Origin of the sequence: Allobosea sp. FBZP-16 (assembly GCF_002831785.1) — a bacterium.
In the GTDB taxonomy this organism is placed as follows: domain Bacteria; phylum Pseudomonadota; class Alphaproteobacteria; order Rhizobiales; family Beijerinckiaceae; genus Allobosea; species Allobosea lupini.
Genome location: NZ_LNCQ01000028.1, coordinates 16,070 through 34,115, shown reverse-complemented (window position 1 = coordinate 34,115; position 18,046 = coordinate 16,070). Strand labels below are relative to the sequence as shown.

16 protein-coding genes are annotated in these 18,046 nt (G+C 66.5%); 4 read left to right on the top strand and 12 right to left on the bottom strand.

Annotated elements, in window-relative coordinates:
- Positions 1 to 4: 4 nt before the first annotated feature.
- The 7 genes from CXY91_RS14695 to CXY91_RS14665 form a co-directional block, all read right to left on the bottom strand.
- Complete coding sequence (locus tag CXY91_RS14695) at positions 5 to 562, bottom strand: HNH endonuclease (protein WP_091834276.1); 558 nt, start codon at positions 560 to 562, stop codon at positions 5 to 7.
- A gap of 261 nt (positions 563 to 823) precedes the next feature.
- Entirely contained in the window at positions 824 to 1,705 is an 882-nt protein-coding gene (locus CXY91_RS14690; protein WP_091832915.1) for a 3-hydroxybutyryl-CoA dehydrogenase, read from the bottom strand.
- Positions 1,706 to 1,779: 74 nt separating this feature from the next.
- Entirely contained in the window at positions 1,780 to 2,727 is a 948-nt protein-coding gene (locus CXY91_RS14685; RefSeq protein ID WP_100962101.1) for an electron transfer flavoprotein subunit alpha/FixB family protein, read from the bottom strand.
- Entirely contained in the window at positions 2,727 to 3,473 is a 747-nt protein-coding gene (locus tag CXY91_RS14680; RefSeq protein WP_100962100.1) for an electron transfer flavoprotein subunit beta/FixA family protein, read from the bottom strand. The genes CXY91_RS14685 and CXY91_RS14680 overlap by 1 nt, the downstream gene beginning before the upstream one ends.
- A gap of 135 nt (positions 3,474 to 3,608) precedes the next feature.
- A complete protein-coding gene (locus CXY91_RS14675) occupies positions 3,609 to 4,310 on the bottom strand; it encodes a rhomboid family intramembrane serine protease (RefSeq protein ID WP_100962099.1) in 702 nt (233 codons plus the stop codon).
- A 118-nt stretch (positions 4,311 to 4,428) separates the two neighbouring features.
- Positions 4,429 to 5,010: a cob(I)yrinic acid a,c-diamide adenosyltransferase gene (locus tag CXY91_RS14670; protein ID WP_100962098.1), complete on the bottom strand. Its 582-nt coding sequence runs from the start codon at positions 5,008 to 5,010 to the stop codon at positions 4,429 to 4,431.
- A 43-nt stretch (positions 5,011 to 5,053) separates the two neighbouring features.
- Positions 5,054 to 5,524, bottom strand: coding sequence for an Lrp/AsnC family transcriptional regulator (locus tag CXY91_RS14665; protein WP_091832899.1), 471 nt, complete (start codon positions 5,522 to 5,524; stop codon positions 5,054 to 5,056).
- A gap of 127 nt (positions 5,525 to 5,651) precedes the next feature.
- Between CXY91_RS14665 and hppD the strand changes: the two genes are divergently transcribed.
- The gene (gene hppD, locus CXY91_RS14660; RefSeq protein ID WP_100962097.1) at positions 5,652 to 6,785 is read left to right on the top strand and encodes a 4-hydroxyphenylpyruvate dioxygenase; all 1,134 of its coding nucleotides are present in this window, start codon (positions 5,652 to 5,654) and stop codon (positions 6,783 to 6,785) included.
- 6 nt (positions 6,786 to 6,791) lie between these two features.
- Here hppD and CXY91_RS14655 read toward each other — a convergent pair whose 3' ends face one another.
- Positions 6,792 to 7,658 (bottom strand): LysR family transcriptional regulator, encoded by an 867-nt coding sequence (locus CXY91_RS14655; protein ID WP_100962096.1) that lies wholly within the window; start codon positions 7,656 to 7,658, stop codon positions 6,792 to 6,794.
- A 232-nt stretch (positions 7,659 to 7,890) separates the two neighbouring features.
- On the opposite strand from CXY91_RS14655, the gene CXY91_RS14650 reads away from it, so the two are divergent.
- Positions 7,891 to 8,805, top strand: a complete 915-nt coding sequence (locus CXY91_RS14650) for a DMT family transporter (protein ID WP_100962095.1) — start codon at positions 7,891 to 7,893, stop codon at positions 8,803 to 8,805.
- A 119-nt stretch (positions 8,806 to 8,924) separates the two neighbouring features.
- On the opposite strand, the gene CXY91_RS14645 is transcribed toward CXY91_RS14650, so the two are convergent.
- The 4 genes from CXY91_RS14645 to CXY91_RS14630 all read right to left on the bottom strand — a co-directional run bounded on the left by CXY91_RS14645 (position 8,925) and on the right by CXY91_RS14630 (position 15,955).
- A complete protein-coding gene (locus tag CXY91_RS14645; protein ID WP_158673418.1) occupies positions 8,925 to 10,481 on the bottom strand; it encodes a hypothetical protein in 1,557 nt (518 codons plus the stop codon).
- Positions 10,482 to 10,681: 200 nt separating this feature from the next.
- Positions 10,682 to 13,906, bottom strand: a complete 3,225-nt coding sequence (locus CXY91_RS14640) for an efflux RND transporter permease subunit (protein ID WP_100962093.1) — start codon at positions 13,904 to 13,906, stop codon at positions 10,682 to 10,684.
- Positions 13,907 to 13,922: 16 nt separating this feature from the next.
- Positions 13,923 to 15,107 carry an efflux RND transporter periplasmic adaptor subunit gene (locus CXY91_RS14635; protein WP_100962092.1) on the bottom strand — a complete coding sequence of 395 codons (1,185 nt, stop codon included), beginning with the start codon at positions 15,105 to 15,107 and terminating at the stop codon, positions 13,923 to 13,925.
- A gap of 11 nt (positions 15,108 to 15,118) precedes the next feature.
- Positions 15,119 to 15,955: a TetR/AcrR family transcriptional regulator gene (locus CXY91_RS14630; protein WP_100962091.1), complete on the bottom strand. Its 837-nt coding sequence runs from the start codon at positions 15,953 to 15,955 to the stop codon at positions 15,119 to 15,121.
- A gap of 56 nt (positions 15,956 to 16,011) precedes the next feature.
- Between CXY91_RS14630 and CXY91_RS14625 the strand changes: the two genes are divergently transcribed.
- On the top strand, positions 16,012 to 16,803 hold the full coding sequence (locus CXY91_RS14625) for a glutamine amidotransferase (protein ID WP_100962090.1): 792 nt from the start codon (positions 16,012 to 16,014) through the stop codon (positions 16,801 to 16,803).
- Positions 16,800 to 18,044, top strand: a complete 1,245-nt coding sequence (locus tag CXY91_RS14620; RefSeq protein ID WP_248307496.1) for an NAD(P)/FAD-dependent oxidoreductase — start codon at positions 16,800 to 16,802, stop codon at positions 18,042 to 18,044. Before CXY91_RS14625 ends, CXY91_RS14620 begins: the two co-directional genes overlap by 4 nt.
- The last annotated feature ends 2 nt before the right edge of the window (positions 18,045 to 18,046 follow it).

The window sequence follows — 18,046 nt, the reverse complement described above, 5'->3', positions numbered from 1 at the left end:
GAGCTCACGGCTCCAGCTCGGAATCCCAGTAGAGATAATCCAGCCAGCTGTCGTGCAGATAGTTCGGCGGGAACAGCTTGCCGTTGCGGTGCAGGTCGTTGATCGACGGCGCGAACGGCTTCTGCATCGGGATCATGCCGACCGCGGTCGGCATCTTGTCGCCCTTCATCAGATTGCAGGGCGAGCAGGCCGCGACGACGTTCTCCCAGGTGGTGAGCCCGCCCTTCGAGCGCGGCACGACATGGTCGAAGGTCAGCTCGTCGCGCGTGCCGCAATACTGGCAGGCGAAGCGGTCACGCAGGAAGACGTTGAAGCGGGTGAAGGCCGGGGTGCGCGAGGGCTTGATATAGGTCTTGAGCGAGACGACCGAGGGCAGCTTCATATTGAAGCTCGGGCTGTGCACCACCGTGTCGTATTCGGAGACGATGTTGACCCGGTCCATGAAGACCGCCTTGATCGCGTCCTGCCAGCTCCACAACGAGAGCGGATAGTAGCTCAACGGCCGGAAATCGGCGTTGAGCACCAGCGCCGGACAACCGTCCGGCGAGGCCATCGGATGCATCACATGCGCCGTCACCCGTATCGCGCCTCCGCTTCTAGGGCTCGCACGAATCCTGCCGCATCAATGTAAGCGCGATGCGACAGGAATGTGAAGCGACGATGTTGCGGCGCGAATGCGCAGACGCACGCGTCATTCCCAGGCGGAGCCCACGGGTCCGACCTTCGGTCGACCCGAGGAGAAACTCAGCGCAGACCCGGGAATCGCATGCGGAATCTGGTTTTCGAGATGCTCGGCTCAAGGCCGAGCATGACGGCATAGTCTTCAGCGCGTCGGAATCGGCTTTTCGCCGCGATAGTCGTAGAAGCCGCGCTTGGTCTTGCGACCGAGCCAGCCGGCCTCGACGTACTTCACCAGCAGCGGGCATGGCCGGTACTTCGAATCGGCGAGGCCGTCATGCAGCACCTGCATCACCGACAGACAGGTGTCGAGGCCGATGAAGTCGGCAAGCTGGAGCGGCCCCATCGGGTGATTCGCGCCGAGCTTCATCGCCGTGTCGATCGCTTCGACCGAGCCGACGCCCTCATAGAGCGTGTAGACGGCCTCGTTGATCATGGGCAGCAGGATGCGGTTGACGATGAAGGCCGGGAAATCCTCGGAGACCGACGCCGTCTTGTGCAGCGCCGCGACGAAGCCCTTGGCGCGTTCGAAGGTGCCGTCGTCCGTGGCGATGCCGCGGATCAGCTCGACGAGCTGCATCAGCGGCACCGGGTTCATGAAATGGATGCCGATGAAATGCTCGGGGCGATCGGTCGCCGCGGCTAGCCGCGTGATCGAGATCGACGAGGTGTTCGAGGCCAGGATCGCGTCAGGGCGCAGATGGGCGCAGACGGCGGTGAAAATCTTGCGCTTCACCTCCTCGCTCTCGGTCGCAGCCTCGATCACGAGGTCGCACGGGCCCAGATCCTCCAGCTTCGGCGCCGCGACGATCCGGCGCATCGCGGTGCGGCGATCCTCGTCGGCGATGGCACCCTTGGCGACCTGCCGGGCCATGTTGCCATCGATCGTCGCCAGCGCCGCGTTGATGCGGTCTTCGGCAACGTCGTGCAGCCTGATGTCGAAGCCCGCGACCGAAGCGACATGGGCGATGCCGTTGCCCATCTGCCCGGCCCCGATGATGCCGACGGTCTTGATCTGGTGGTCCATGTGACGCTTCTGTTCCCCGAGGGAGCTGGCGCGGACGGCCTGATCGCCGCCCGCGACGCGACTTAGTCTACCGATTACTTGCCGGCTTTTTCGAGCTCTTTGTCGAGCTCGGGCAGGATGGTGAAGAGGTCGCCGACGAGGCCGTAATCGGCGATCTGGAAGATCGGCGCCTCCTCGTCCTTGTTGATGGCGACGATGACCTTCGAGTCCTTCATGCCGGCGAGATGCTGGATCGCACCGGAGATGCCGACCGCGACATAGAGCTCGGGGGCGACGACCTTGCCGGTCTGGCCGACCTGCCAGTCGTTCGGCGCGTAGCCGGCATCGACCGCCGCGCGCGAAGCGCCCATCGCCGCGCCCAGGCGATCCGCCACCGGCTCGATCACCTTGGCGAAGTTCTCGGCGGAGGCGAGCGCTCGCCCGCCCGAGACGATGATCTTGGCCGAGGCCAGCTCCGGCCGGTCGGACTTGGCGACCTCCTCGCCCTTGAACGACGAGGTGCCGGGATTCTCGGCAGCCGAGATGCTCTCGATCGGCGCGCTGGCGGAGCCATCGCCGGTCGCGGCAAAGGAGGCGCCGCGGACGGTGATCACCTTCTTGGCATCCGATGACTGCACCGTCTGGATGGCGTTGCCGGCATAGATCGGCCGCTCGAAGGTGTCGGCCGAGACGACCTTCGTCACTTCCGATATCTGCATCACGTCGAGCAGCGCGGCAACGCGCGGCATGACGTTCTTGCCGGTGGTGGTGCCGGGCGCGACCAGCGCGTCGTAAGCAGGCGCGAGCGAGACGATCAGCGCCGCCAGCGGCTCGGCGAGGCGATGCTCGTAGGATGCGTCGTCGGCGAGCAGCACCTTCTCGACGCCGTCGAGCCTGGCAGCGGCTTCGGCGACAGCCTTGGCGTCAAGGCCGGCAACCAGGACATGCACGGGCGCGCCAAGATCCTTGGCGGCGCTCAGGGCCTTGCGGGTGGCCTCGTTGAGGCTCTTGTTGTCGTGCTTGGCGAGCAGCAGCGTGGTCATCAGATCACCCCGGCGGTCTTGAGCTTGGAGACGAGTTCGGCGGCGTTGGCCACCTTGACGCCGGCGGAGCGCCCGGCCGGCTCAGCCGTCTTCAGCACCTTGAGGCGCGGGGCGACATCGACGCCGAGGGTCTCGGGCGTGGTCTCGTCGAGCGGCTTCTTCTTCGCCTTCATGATGTTGGGCAGCGAGGCATAGCGCGGCTCGTTGAGGCGAAGATCGGTGGTGACGATCGCCGGCAGCTTGAGCTGCACGGTCTGCAGGCCGCCATCGACCTCGCGGGTGACGTCGGCAGAACCGCCATCCAGAACGACCTTGGAAGCAAACGTGCCTTGCGGCCAGCCGAGCAGCGCCGCCAGCATCTGGCCGGTCTGGTTGCAATCGTCATCGATCGCCTGCTTGCCGAGGATGACGAGTTCGGGCGTCTCCTGCTCGACGACCTTCTTCAGCAGCTTGGCTACCGCCAGCGGCTCGGTGGCGGCGTCGGTCTTCACAAGGATGCCGCGATCGGCACCCATGGCGAGGCCAGTGCGGATCGTCTCGGCGGCCTGCGCCGGCCCGACCGAGACCACGATCACTTCCGTGGCCTTGCCGGCTTCCTTGAGCCGCAGCGCCTCTTCGACCGCGATCTCGTCGAAGGGATTCATCGACATCTTCACATTGGCCAGTTCGACCCCGGAACCGTCGCCCTTCACGCGGATCTTCACGTTGTAGTCGACCACTCGCTTCACGGGCACAAGTATCTTCATAAGGGCGTCACCGGTTGTGGAGAGATGCGATCTGATGCCGATCCGCCGGCCAAGCGACGGCCAGCATCGCGGCACCCGGCTGAAATGCGGACGGACCGTAGCGACGGGAATTTGCGCTTGTCAACGCCATGAAAGTCACGGCAGCCCCCGCATGCCGCGGCCGAACAAGGGCAGCTCGCGCCGGATCAGGAGCGGCGTCAGCGCTGCGCCGGCGCCGAGCCCGCCGAGATGCGCCCACCAGCCGACGGCGCCCTGCTCGTCGAACAGCGCCGAGAGCAGCTGGAACAGGATCCAGGCGCCGAGCGCGTACATCGCCGGGATGTGCAGGGGAATCCATTTGAAGGCGAGGCCCCAAACGCGCACGCGCGGGTAGAGCATCAGATAGGAGGCGATCACGCCCGAGATCGCGCCGGAGGCGCCGATCAGCGGCTGCTCCGATTCGGGGTTCATCAGCGCATGCAGCAGAGCCCCGGCGACGCCGCAGAGCAGGAAGAAGACAAGGAAGCGCAGATGCCCCATCGCATCCTCGACATTGTCGCCGAAGACCCAGAGGAACAGCATGTTGCCGATCAGATGGGCGAAGCTGGCATGCAGCATGATGCCGGTCATCAGCGTCAGCCAGGGTGGCGCTTTGAGCAGTTCCTGCGGCAATTGCGCCTCGCCGAACAGCACTGCCGGGATCGTGCCGAAGCCGGCCAGCACGGCGACCTCGCTCGCCTCGCTGGTCCAGTGCATCAGCATGAGCCGCAGCACGATGCAGAGCGCGATCAGGAAATAGGTGACATAGGCGACGCGGATGAAGCGCATCGGCACGCCGTCATGCAGCGGTACGAACATCGGCTAGATCACGATGATCTTGGATCGTCTCGATCCAAGATCGTAAGAAGTGATCGATTCCGAGAGTTTAGAGCAGGATCTCTGCGAAAAACCGGTTCCCACTTTTTCGCATCCTGCTCTAGCGGTTTTGGCCGGGCGTCCAGAGCACGTCGCCCCCCGCCCTGGCATTGAGGTGGCGCGAGGCGACGAAGAGGAAGTCCGACAGCCGGTTGATGAACTTCAGCGCCGGCTGCGCGACGCTCTCGCCCTCCTCCTGCGACAATTCGACCATCAGCCGCTCGGCCCTGCGGCTGACAGTGCGGGCAAGATGCAGGTGGGCGGCGCCCGGCGTGCCACCCGGCAACACGAAGGAACGCAACGTTCCGAGCGGTCGGTTGAGCTGGTCGATCTCCGCTTCCAAGCGGTCGACCTGCGCCTGCACGATCCGCAGCGGCTCCCATGCCAGCTTCTCGCCGGTGTCGGGCGAGGCAAGCTCCGCCCCGAGGTCGAAGAGATCGTTCTGGATGCGGCCGAGCATCGCGTCGAGCTCGGGATCCTCCCCGGCGCAGTGCAGCCGCGCCATGCCGATGCAGGAATTGGTCTCGTCGACCGTGCCATAGGCGGAGACGCGCAGGTCAAATTTCGGCCGGCGCGCGCCGGTGGCGAGCGCCGTGGTGCCGTCGTCGCCGGTGCGGGTGTAGATGCGATTGAGAACGACCATATCCGAGTTATAGCGCGCTGCAGCATCGGCGGAAGAGGCAATCTCACGCCATCGCCAGCGGCAAAAGTCCCGGCTCCTTCAGCGTCTCCAGTGCGATCTCCGAACGCACGCGCGCGACGCTCTCATGCGGCAAAAGTACCTCGTTGACGAGGCGCGCGAGTTCCTTGAGATCGCCGACCGCCACTTTCAGCATGTAGTCGGCCTCGCCGGTCAGCGCATGCGCCTCCAGCACCGCGGGCGTCAGCTTCACGAGGTCGCGGAAGCGCCGGGCATTGTCGCGCGAATGGGTGTTGAGCGCGACATGGATGAATACGGTCACGGAAAGCCCGATCGCCTCCGGATCGATCAAGGCGCGATAGCCGCGAATCACGCCCGCGCCCTCCAGCGCCTGGCGCCGCCGCGAGACCTGGCTGGCGGAGAGGCCGACCCGCTCGGCGAGCGCACCATTGGTCAGCGAGGCGTCCTGCTGGAGCGCTTCGAGCAGGCGCCAGTCGAAAGCATCGAGCTGCGGCATTTCGTGAGCCTTCCTGCGCTTCCGTACACGATCCGTGCAAACTCAATCCTGGAGCGTCGAATTTTGCAAACCTTTCGCCGTCCGAATGCGCGAGGATCGACCAACGCAGATTTCGAGGAGGACGCATATGGGACCGTTCCCGCACGACGCCGAGCCGCCGGCCATTTCCGCCGCCAACCCGATGGGCACTGACGGCTTCGAATTCGTCGAATACGCCCATCCCGAGCCGGAGAAACTCGGCGCGCTGTTCGAAACCATGGGCTTCACCAAGGTCGCGAAGCACCGTTCCAAGGACGTCACGCTCTATCGCCAGGGCGACGTCAACTTCATCGTCAATGCCGAGCCGGAGTCCTTCGCTCAGGGCTTCGCCGCCGAGCACGGCCCCTGCGCCTGCGCCATGGCCTTCCGCGTCGTCGACGCCAAGCATGCCTTCGAGCGCGCGGTGTCGCTCGGCGCCGAGCCCTATGAGAGCAAGGTCGGCCCGGGCGAGTTGCAGATCCCGGCGGTGAAGGGCATCGGCGGCTCGCTGCTCTATTTCGTCGATCGTTATGGCGAGAAGGGCTCGATCTACGATGTCGACTTCGAATGGCTCTGCGAGAGCGACCCGCATCCCGAGCAGGCCGGGATGTATTATCTCGACCACCTCACCCACAACGTCATGCGCGGCCGCATGGACCATTGGGCCGACTGGTATGGCGAGCTCTTCAATTTCCGCGAGATTCGTTTCTTCAATATCGAGGGCAAGCTCACCGGCCTGATCTCGCGGGCGCTGACCTCGCCCTGCGGCAAGATCCGCATCCCGATCAACGAATCCCTCGACGACAAGAGCCAGATCGAGGAGTACCTGCGCCAGTACAAGGGTGAGGGCATCCAGCATGTCGCGCTCGGCTCGCGCGACATCTACTCAAGCGTCGAGCAGCTCCGCCAGAACGGCCTGCCCTTCATGCCGTCGCCGCCCGAGACCTATTACGAGAAGGTCGACGGCCGCGTGCCGAACCATGGCGAACCGGTCGCCCGGCTCAAGGCCAACGGCATCCTGATCGACGGCGAGGGCGCGGTCGCGCTCGGCTCCAAGGAAGGCCGGATGAGCAAGGTGCTGCTGCAGATCTTTTCGGCCACCGTGGTCGGCCCGATCTTCTTCGAGTTCATCCAGCGCAAGGGCGATGACGGCTTCGGCGAGGGCAATTTCCGCGCTCTGTTCGAGTCGATCGAGGAGGATCAGATCCGCCGCGGGGTGTTGAAGCCGCAGGCGGCGGAGTAAGGCGTCTCACGCCGCCAGCCGTGGCGCCGCCATCGCCTCACGCAGCGCCTGCGCGAAATGACGCGCGGCTATGCCGGCCTGCGGTGCGATCACCAGTGCGACCGAGAGCTCGAACAGAACAGGCAGATTCTCGGACGGCTCCAGCCGACGCAGGGAAGCAGGCGCCGCGCTCTCGGTGATCGCGGTGACGCAGAGGCCCGCCTCGACCGCTGAAAGCAGCCCTGCCATATGCGACGACGAGAACACCAGCCGATGCGGCCGCTCGGCCGCCTGCAGCGCGTTCAGGATGCGCGGACGCGCCCGGCAGCCCTCGTTGAACAGGCCGAGCGGCAGGACCTCGCTGAGCTCCGGCCGATGACCGCGCGCCGCGACCCAGACCAACGGCTCGCGCCTCAGGCGCTCGCCCTTCGGCCGGCCGGGATCCTGGGTGATCACCGCAAGGTCGAGCTCGCCCGCCGCCACTGCCGGCTCGATCCGCTTCGACAATTCGCAGTGAACCTCGATCTCGACGCGTGGATGCTCTTCGGCGAAGCGCACGATCAGCGGTCTCAAATAGGCGTCGACATAATCGTCCGGCAGGCCGATCCGCAGCCGGCCAACCGCCTTGTCGCCGTCGAGCTCGGCCCTCGCCTCGCGTTCGATCGCGAGCAGGCGGCGCGCCTGGGCAAGCAGGCGCTCGCCTGCCTCGGTCGGCGTGACGCCGCGCCGCGAGCGCTCCAGCAATTGCCTGCCGAGCACAGCCTCGAGATCCTGGATACGGCCGGAAACCGCCGATTGCGTGCGCCCAAGCCTCGCCCCGGCCGCCGTGAAACCGCCGGTGTCGGCGACCGCGACGAGCATGGCGAGGGCATCGAGATCGAGATGGGTCGACATCACCAATTCATCGGAAACAGCAATAGATGAATCAGGTTAATCCGTTTTTCCGATTGCGGGAAGCACCCTACATTTGGGGCAGTAGAACAGCCCTCATCCTGAGGAGCGATCGCAGATCGCGTCTCGAAGGATGCTCCAGATGGTTCCCGAGCCTCCTGGAGCATCCTTCGAGACGCCGCTGCGCGGCTCCTCAGGATGAGGGCAGTGACATTCATCTCTGAAAGCCTACCCCATGTCCGCCCCGATCCTTGCCGTGCCTGATCGTCCCGCCGCGCCGGCGCTCGGCATGTTCCTCCTGCTGCTGCTCGGCGCGACCTGCATCGGTTTCTCCGGCATCTTCGTGCGCTTCGCCGATGTCGGCCCAGCCGCCGCCGGCTTCTGGCGCATGGCCTTTGCACTGCCGGTGCTCGCCGCCTGGATGTCGCTGGAGAACCGCCGCGACAGCGCTGCCGGAGTGAAGCCCGGCGCCATGCTGCCGATCGCGCTCGCCGGCCTCGCCTTCGGCGTCGACGTCGTGCTCTACAACGCCTCGCTCGGCTTCACCTCGATCGCCAACGCCTCGCTGCTCGGCAATCTCTCGCCGGTCGGCGTCATCCTGGGTGGCTGGCTGCTATTCCGCGAAAAGCCGACCCGGCGCATCCTCGGCGCCCTGCTGCTCGCCATCGGCGGCGCCGGCCTGCTGGTGCTGCCGAAGCTCTCGGGCAGCGCAACGCCGCTCTCAGGTGCCGGCCTGTTCGGCGACGGCCTCGCCATCGGCGCCGCCTTCTCCTATGCCGCCTATATCCTTGCCGTCCGCCGCGCCCGCAACCGCGCAGCTTCGGGTCGCATCGGTCTGATCTCGAGCGCCATCTGTGCCGTGTTCTGCATCGCCGCTGCGCTTGGCCTCGGCGAGACCATCCTGCCGCAGAGCCTGACCGGCTGGCTCGCAGTCGCCGCGCTCGGCCTGGTCTCGCATGCGATGGGCCAGGGCCTGATCACGCTGGCGCTCGGCCATTACGGGGCGAACGCCGCCTCGCTGGTGATGGTGTGGCCGGCGCTGGTATCGGTGCTCGCCGCCTGGGCGATCTTCGCCGAGCAGCCCTCGCCGGCCCAGACCTTCGGCGGCGTCGCCATTCTGGCGGCCGTGCTGCTGGTGCGGAAGGGCTGAGTTCGGTTTCGTCGCGCGACTGGGACCTAACTGATCCTGCGCGGTGGCGGACCAAGACAGCCGCGACCTTGCGATCTGTCGATACAGGCAGATCGAGCCGGCGCCGGAGACATCTCCATCTATTCAGCGGACCATTTCAGGAGATCGCCGATCCGAGTCGCCAAGTAGAGTCTCACATCAGCGACTTCGGTGATCTTCCGCACCGCCAGATCGGGCACGAGCACATTGTCGAGCTCGACATGCGAAACCACGAAGACAGTGACGTCCCGGGGCAGCCATGCGAGCTCCGCCGCGACCTCCGCCAATGTCTCGGAGGTCGCGGGGTCGGGCAGTTGCGGGAGGTCGTGTGCCCGCTTTGCCCAGAAGTTCAGGAAGACCTGCGTCGGCAGCACGTTCCGGCCGGCCAGATGCCGCAGCAGCAGATGCGGATGCTCGACGAAGACATGCGCTTCGGTTGCCGGCACCGGCTGAAACGCCCTGACCAGTCTCGCAAAACGCCAGGCACGCTCGACCGCGCCGGGACGCACCTCTCCGACCTCCGGAACGAGCAGCACGATCGCATTCGCAGGGATCTGCTTTGCGATCGCTTCGTAGGTCGCGTCGATCTGCCGGAGCGGAGACCAGAGATAGATCAGCAGCCCGGCCTTCAGGGCCGCGATCGCGATGAGCAGCGCAGACACCGCCCGATCCAGCCTGACCGACTGCGGCGAGGGGCCGCGCAGGTAAATCACTGCCAGCGTCACGAGAGCCGGGACGAGGCGGCGATCCGCAGCCCCGACGCTCATCAGGTCTTTCGGCATGACGATGAACAGCAGGCAGCCTGCGAGCAGCCCGGCCAGCTCATGGCGGCCGGCAGTCAGGCCACGCCGCCAGGCCAGCCAGCCGACGACCCCGAGGACAAGAGCCGACAAGCCGTATTCGAGCGACAGGTTCGTCGTCTTGCCGACCGAGAAGATGCCTGTGACCTTGGTGATCAGGTGCCATTCCGTCGGGCCCGACTGCCCCGGCTCCATGACCAGCAGAAGCACGCCCACCACGAGCGCAGACAGCCAGTGCAACCTGAGCAGCCTGGCGCTCTCGGCGAAGCGCCGTGCCCGCCAGTCGTCGAATGCCGCAACCATGAGGATGCCGCCGCAGAAGCATACATAGAGCATCACCGGGAAGATGCTGATCAGGCACATCGCGCCCAGGATCAGGGCCTGGCTGACGACGAAGCCGGCCGAGGGGGTCTTGTGCTGCTCGACCGCCCTGTGCAGCGCGACGAACATGACGCCGAGCCCGAGGATGTAGTTGAACAGCCCCCAATACAGGGGCTCGGAATAGACGGCGAGAAGGATGAGGAGGAGAATGGGAAGGTCCGTTCGCTCTCCCCGCGCCTGCCGGCACCAGACGGCGGCCGCGATATAGGCGCACACCGCCGTGCAGATGAATACTGTCAGCGCGACGGACGGCGACACGATCTTGCCGAGAGCGCTGGTGAACACGTCGATGGCGAGATTCGGATAAAGCCTCTCGCCGACCTGAAAGAATTGCGCCGCCGCGTCGTCGGCCAGCAGCATCTCCCACAGAGTCACGCGGAAAAGATGGTTCGGTCCGTCGACGAAGAAGGCGCCGCCCGACGCCAGGATGGGCAAGCTCGCCGCCAGCATGACGAGCGCGATGGGCCCCAGAGGCACGCCCCTTGCGGGCACGGCAACGGCGCCGCGACCGTCTTGGCCCTGGCTGCTCGGCGCTGTTCCTGCGAGGACCTGGTCTTCCATGGCAGGAGTGTAAGACGCTGCATTCCGCAGGCAGCAGCCGTGCAAAATAGGTAGCTCATCGGGGCGCGGCGCGGCTGCCCCGATGCGCTACCTGTCCGGCTAAAGCGCCCTTGCCCTCACTCCGCCGCCAGCCGCGGCGGCGGCAGCTTGCCGGCCATCGCCTTGGCGCTGGCTTCACCAGGCGTCTCCTCCTCGCGGATCGCCTCCCACTGGCTCTCGTCCTCGGCCTTGCCGAGGAAGCGGCCGAAGACCCAGCCGGTGAGCCGGCCGAGATCGTCCATCACCACGTAGAAGGACGGCACGAAGACAAGGGAGAGCACGGTCGAGACGAGCAGGCCGCCGATCACCGCGATCGCCATCGGCGCGCGGAACTCGCCGCCATCGCCGACGCCATAGGCCGAGGGCAGCATGCCGGCGGCCATGGCGATGGTGGTCATCACGATCGGCCGCGCCCGCTTGTGGCCGGCTTCCAGCAGTGCCGTCAGCCGGTCCTTGCCGCGCGCGACCTCTTCGACCGCGAAATCGACCAGCATGATCGCATTCTTGGTGACGATGCCCATCAGCATCAGCAGGCCGATATAGACGGGCATCGAGACAGGGTTGTGGGTGGCGAGCAGCGCGATCACCACGCCGCCGAAGGAGAGCGGCAGCGAGAGCAGGATGGTGATCGGCTGGAAGACCGAGCCGAACAGCAGGATCAGCACGGCGAGCACCAGCATCAGGCCGGTGGTCATCGCGTGGATGAAACCTTCGACCACCTCGCCCTGGATCTCGGCATCGCCTGTCGCAGCGATGCGCACGCCCTCGGGAAGGCCGACCTCCTTGACGATCTCCTGGAACTTCTCCTGTGCGGTGCCGAGCTCGAAACCGCGCTTCAGGTCGGCGCCGATGGCGGCGCGGCGGACGCGGTCATAGCGGTCGATCGAGGACGGCCCCTCGCCGAAGCCGATCTCGGCCACGGCGGTGAGCGGAACCGAGACGCCGGACGCGCTGATGACGCGCAGCGCCGCAATGTTGCGGATGTCGGTACGGGCCTGCTCGTCGAGCTGGACGCGGATCGGCACCAGCCGGTCGCCGGCGTTGAACTTGGCGAGGTTGGGACCGATGTCGCCGATGGTGGCGACCCGCAGCGCCTCCGAGATCGCCTCGGGCGTGACGCCGAGATTGGCGGCCTGTTCCAGCTTCGGCGTGACGCGCATCTCCGGCCGGCTCAACGAACCGGCGGTCGCGACGTTCAAGTAGCCGTCGACCTGGCGCATGCGCGCCTCGATCTTCGCCACCGTCTCGTCGAGTGCGTCGCCGTCCTTGGACAGGATCGAGAACGCCATCTCGCGCTCGCCGCGCTCGTTGACGTACCAGGCGCGGACGTCGGGCACGCCGGCCAGCTTCTCGGCGATGACGACCTTGAGTTCCTTCTGCGGAACGTCACGCTCGGCCTTCGGCGTCAGCAGGATGAAGACCGCGGCGCGGCGGACCTCGCGCTGGCCGGTCGGCGATGCCCCGCCAAGCACGAAGACGTTCGTCACCTGCGGGATCTCGCGCAGCTTGTCGACGATCTTGTCGGTCGCGACGGTGGTGTCCTCAAGCGTCGCGCCGGGCGGCAATTCCACCGATGCGACGATGCGGGCGGTATCCTCCTCCGGGAAGAAGCCGGTCGGCAGCAGCGCCGTCGCCTGGATCGAGACGAACAGGAAGCCGAAGCCGGCGATCAGCGTGAGATAGGCCGTGTTGAACGGCAGCTTCCGCCATGTCCCCGAACCGTCGAAGCGCGGCAGCACCGGGATGCGGCGCTTCCTGAGCGAGGCCTCGAGCAGCCAGGAATAGCCGCGCATCACGAAGCCGTCCTTGGCGTCGTGGTGCTTCACCGGCCTGAACAGATAGGCTGCCATCATCGGCGTGATCAGGCGCGCGACCAGGAGCGAGAACAGCACAGCGATCGCGACGGTGAGGCCGAACTGGCGGAAATACTGGCCGGCGATGCCGCCCATGAACGAGACCGGCGCGAAGATGGCGACGATGGTCAGCGTGATCGCGATGACCGCGAGGCCGATCTCGTCGGCGGCCTCCATCGCGGCGCGATAGGGCGATTTGCCCATCTTCATGTGCCGGACGATGTTCTCGATCTCGACGATCGCGTCGTCGACCAGGATGCCGGTCACCAGGGTGATGCCGAGCAGGCTGACGAGATTGAGCGAGAAGCCGAGCAGCTCCATCGCCCAGAAGGTCGGAATGGCCGAGAGCGGTAGCGCGATCGCGGTGATCAGTGTCGCCCGCCAGTTGCGCAGGAAGACGAAGACGACGAGCACGGCCAGCGCCGCGCCCTCCAGCAGCGTCTCCATCGCCGCCTTGTAGTTGCCGTAGGTGTAGGCGACGGCGTCGTCGATCGGCGCCAGCTTGATCGTCGGATAGCGCTTGTTGAGGTCGTCGATCTTGGCCGCGACCACGTCCTTGACCGAGAGCTCGCTCGAACCCTTCGAACGGAACACTGCGAAGGACACTACAGGCTGCTTGTTCAGTCGGCCGAAGGCACGTGGCTCCGAGCTGGCATCCTCGACCCGGCCGAGTTCCTTCAGGCGGACCTCGCGCCCACCTGTGAGCTGGATCTTGCTGTCGGCCAGTTCGGCGACGGTCTTGGCGCTGGCGAGCGTGCGGATCGCTTGCTCCTGGCCGCCGACCTCGCCACGCCCACCAGCCAAGTCGACATTGGTTGCGCGGATCTGGCGGTTGACGTCGCCGGCAGTGGTACCGAGCGCCAGCAAACGGTCGGGATCGAGCGAGATCCGGATTTCGCGATCAACGCCGCCATAGCGTTCGACCCGGCCGACGCCCTTCAGCCCCTGCAATTCGCGCGCGACGACATCGTCGACATGCCAGGAGAGCTGCTCCAGCGTCAGGCCGGGCGAGGAGGCGCCATAGGTCAGGATCGACTGGCCCTCGACGTCGATGCGCTGGATCACCGGCTCGTCGATGGTGCGCGGCAGCTCGGCCCTGATCTTGGCGATCGCGTCCTTGACGTCGTTGACGGCGCGGTCGGTGTTGGTTTCGAGCCTGAACTCGACCAGCGTCACCGAAGAGCCGTCGGTCAGCGTCGACATCACATGCTTGACGCCGGTGATGTTGGCGACCGCGTCCTCGACGCGCTTGGAGACCTGGCTTTCCAGCTCGGCCGGGGCAGCGCCCGACTGGGTCACCGTCACCGAGACGAAGGGCACGTCGATATTCGGGAAGCGCGTCACCGGCAGCTTCGAGAACGAGAGCAGCCCGAGCACGCAGAGCACGACGAAGAGCAGGATCGCCGGAACCGGCTTTCGGATCGACCAGGCGGAGAAATTGACGCTCACGGATAGCTCCGTCGGTTCAGTTCGACGCGATCGGCGTGATGGCGTCGCCATCGCGCACGAAGGTGCCGGCCCGCGCGACCACGCTCTCGCCCTCGGCGAGGCCGGAAGCGATCTCGGCGCGCCCGCCGCCGATCAGTCCGAGCGTGACCTTCTTCGTCGTTACCTTGCCGTCCTTGACAGACTGGACCATGGCGCCGCCGCGGGCATAGGTGATCGCCGAGAGCGGCAGCACGATGCTGGTCTTGCGGCCGGTCTCGATCACGCCGCGCGCGAAGGAACCGACGGCGACCGGCGGGTTGCCCGTCAGCGTGATACGCAGGCGACCGAGCCGCGAGGCCTTGTCGACCTCGGGCGAGATCAGCCGGACCTGACCGGCGAGCGGCTTGTCGGAGCCGGCCGGCGTGACCGCGACCGCCTGCCCGATCTTGAGATTGGGCAGCTCGACCTCGGCGACATCGGCTTCGAGCTCGATCGCGCCGTCGGCGATGATCTTGAACAGCGGCTCGGCCGCCGCCATCGTCGCCATCGCACCAAGCCTGGCGTTGCGGCGGCTGACGATGCCGGCCTTCGGCGCCTTGATCTCGGTGCGGGCGAGCCTGACGTCGATATCGCGGCCCTGAGCCTGGGCCAGCGCCAGATCGGCGGTGGCGATCGCGAGCGCCTGCTTCATCGAGTTCAATCGCGCCTGCCCGCCTCGCGCCGCGGCAGCGCGCTGGTCGAAGGTCTCGAGGCTGGCATTGCCGCTGTCGCGCAGCGCCTTGGTCCGGTCGAAGGCGTTGTTGGCCTGGACGAGATTGGCCTCGGCCTCGACGATCTGCGCCTTGGCCTGGTCGACCGCCGCCTCTGCGCGCTTGATCTGCGCCTCGTTCTGGGAACGCTGCACTTCGAGCGTGGTGCGCGACAGACGCGCCAGCACCTGGCCGGCGACGACGCGATCGCCCTCCTCGGCGAGCAGCTCGGTGATGACGACGCCGTCGATCTCGGGCGCAACCATGATCTCGTCGCGCGCGATCATCGAGCCGGAGACGACGACGCTCTGCACGATCTCATCGCGCCTGGCCGATGTCACCGTGATCGCAGGCCCAGCGGAGGGCTTCTGGGCGGTAGCAGCGGAGGCCGGCACCTGGGCGAAGGCCGCTCCGGGCGCATAGGCAAGCGCGACGAGCGGCAGCAAGATCAGTTTTTTGGTCGAGATGGGCATGGTCGGCCTTCTTACGAAGTTTGGCCGTCGGCGAGCGGCAGCAGCATGGTCTGCGCCAGTCCCCGCATCGCGGCGAACAGGGCTTCGGCGCCGGCGGCGGCGTCGAAATTCGGATCGACGGCACGCCGGCAGAAGAAGCCGTCCGCCATCATGAACAGCGCCGTCAGAAAACGCGCTTGATCGAGATTGCTCGGCAGTTCGCCGCTCGCCTTGGCAGCCGCGACGGCGGCTCCTAGGCCCTGCTCGACCACCTCGTCGAACCCGGCACAGATCTGCGCCATCTCGGGTGTGCGCGACGCCTCGGCCCAGATCTGCAGCGCGATGATCGCCTTCTCGCGGGGCTTACGCACCATGTGCTGGCGGCCGAGCTCCTCGAGCTGATCGAGCAAGCCGCCCTTGGCCGGGTCGAGCTGGGCGAAATCGGCCGCGACCTCGGTCCGGTCGCGCTCGCTGATGCCGGCGATCAGCGCGTCCTTCGACGAGAAGTAGCGGTAGAGATTGCCCGGACTCATCGCGGCTTCCACAGCAATGTCGTTCATCGTCGCGGCATGGAAACCGGCGCGCGCGAAAACGCGCTCGGCCGCGTCGAGGATGCGGATATGGCGCTCCGAGAGACCGCGTTCGGCCGAGAAGGAGGATACGACTTGTGACATGCTTGTTTGGAACAATGAGAATGAATGTTCATTCTCATGCCTGAGCCTAGCGCGAAAGTCAATCGTCGTCAGCACTGATGGTTGCATTGCCAGAGGTGTGTTGATGAAAGATTGCACGGAGCATGCACGGCGCTGGGCTCCGTCATGCTGGCGCTGGCTTACAATTTGCTTGCAGCGACAGCCGGCAAACCGCATTTTAAGTATGATCCGGCGCGGAGAATCCGGTTTCGGGAGCGCAATCGACCATCGCGATGAACGATCTGTCCTATCGCTTCGAGGCCCGTCGCCGGCTCCGCACCCGCCTCGACGCCCTGCCACCTCGCAAACCGGTGTTGATCGTACTCCATCAGGAGCATTCGACGCCCGGCCGTGTCGGCCGCCTGATCGCCGAGCGCGGCCATGCCCTCGATATCCGCAGGCCCCGTTTCGGCGACCCGCTGCCGCAGACCATGCGAGACCATGCCGGCGCAGTGATCTTCGGCGGGCCGATGAGCGCCAACGACCCCGACGATTTCGTCAAGGCCGAAACCGACTGGATCGGCACCTGCCTTAAGGAAGATGCGCCGTTCCTGGGGCTCTGCCTGGGTGCGCAGATGCTCGCCCGTCATCTCGGCGCGACCGTCTACAGCCATGCCGAGGGCCGGGCCGAGGTAGGCTATTACCCGCTCAGCCTGACCGAGGCCGGCCGCGCCCATGCCACTGCTTCCGGCTGCATTTGGCCGGGCATCGTCTATCAATGGCACCGCGAGGGCTTCGACTGCCCGACCGGGGCCGAATGCCTGGCGACCGGCGGCGACTTCCCGGTCCAGGCGATCCGCGCCGGCCGCAAGGCCTACGGCCTGCAATTCCACCCTGAAGTGACGCTGGCGATGATGTGCCGCTGGTCGGTACGCGGCCATGAGCGTACGCTGATGCCGGGCGCGCAATTGCGCCACCAGCATCTCGACGGCTGGTACCAGTACGATCCGCCGGTCCGCGCCTGGCTCGACAGCTTCCTCGACCATTGGCTGAAAGCGCCGGCCGAGCAGGATTCCATCGCGTGAGCCGCACTGTCATGGTGATCGGCGCCGGCATGGTCGGCGTCTCCTGCGCGCTTGCCTTGCAGAAGCGCGGCCTCAAGGTCACGCTGATCGACCGGCGCGAGCCCGGCCGCGAGACCTCCTACGGCAATGCCGGGGTGATCAGCCGCTCCTCGATCATGCCGCTGAACAATCCCGGCCTGTGGAAAAACCTGCCGAAATACCTCGGCAACCGGCATGCGGCAGTGCGCTACCGGCTCGGCCACCTCCTGGCCAATCCCGGCTGGATTCTCGGCTTTCTCAACGAGGCCAGGCCGGAGCGGCTCAGCCACCGCGTCGCGGCGCTGGAAAGCCTGATCGCGCCCTCCCTGCCGCTGCACAAGCGGCTGATGACGGAAGCCGGCATCGCCTGGCGCTTGCGCGATACCGGCTTCCTCGAGCTCTGGCGCAGCGAGGCCGGCCGGTCCGCCGCCGAGGCGCGCCGGACCTTCTTGGAAGACCACGATGTCCGCGTCGAGGCGCTCGACCGGCAGGCGCTCTCGGCGCTGGAGCCGAGCCTCAATCCGATATTCTCTGCTGCCCTCCACCACAAGGACAGCGCCTCGGTCGATTGGCCGGGCGCGGTTGTCGAGGCCTATGCGGCCTTGTTCGCCGCGCGGGGCGGCACGATCCTGCGCGACGAGGTCACCGCCCTGTCGAGGCAGGGCGATAGCTGGCGTGTCACGACCAAGGGCGCCCAGCACGACGCCGCACTCGCGGTCGTCGCGCTCGGACCCTGGAGCGCCGATCTGCTGCGACCTCTCGGCCTGAAAGTGCCGCTCAATGTCGAGCGCGGCTATCACCGCCACTACAAGCCGGCGCAGGGGCGCTTCCTCAACCGCCCGATCTACGATGTCGAGGCGTCCTACATGCTGGCGCCGATGGAGCGCGGCCTGCGCCTGACCAGCGGCGTCGAGCTCGCCGATCGCGATGCCCCCGACGACCATGCCCAGATCGAGCAGGTGCTGCCGCGGGCGCGCGAGGCCTTTCCGCTGACGGAGCCGGCGGACGATGCAACCTGGCGCGGCTCACGCCCGACCTTGCCGGATTCGCTGCCTGTGATCGGCGAGGCGCCGCGCCATCCCGGCCTCTGGCTCGCCTTCGGCAACCAGCATATCGGCTTCTCGACCGGCCCCGTGACGGGGGAGATCCTCGCCGCGCTGATCTGCGGCGAAGCGGCTCCGGCCGACCCGGCGCCTTTCGCGCCGGGCCGCTATCTCTCCTGAAC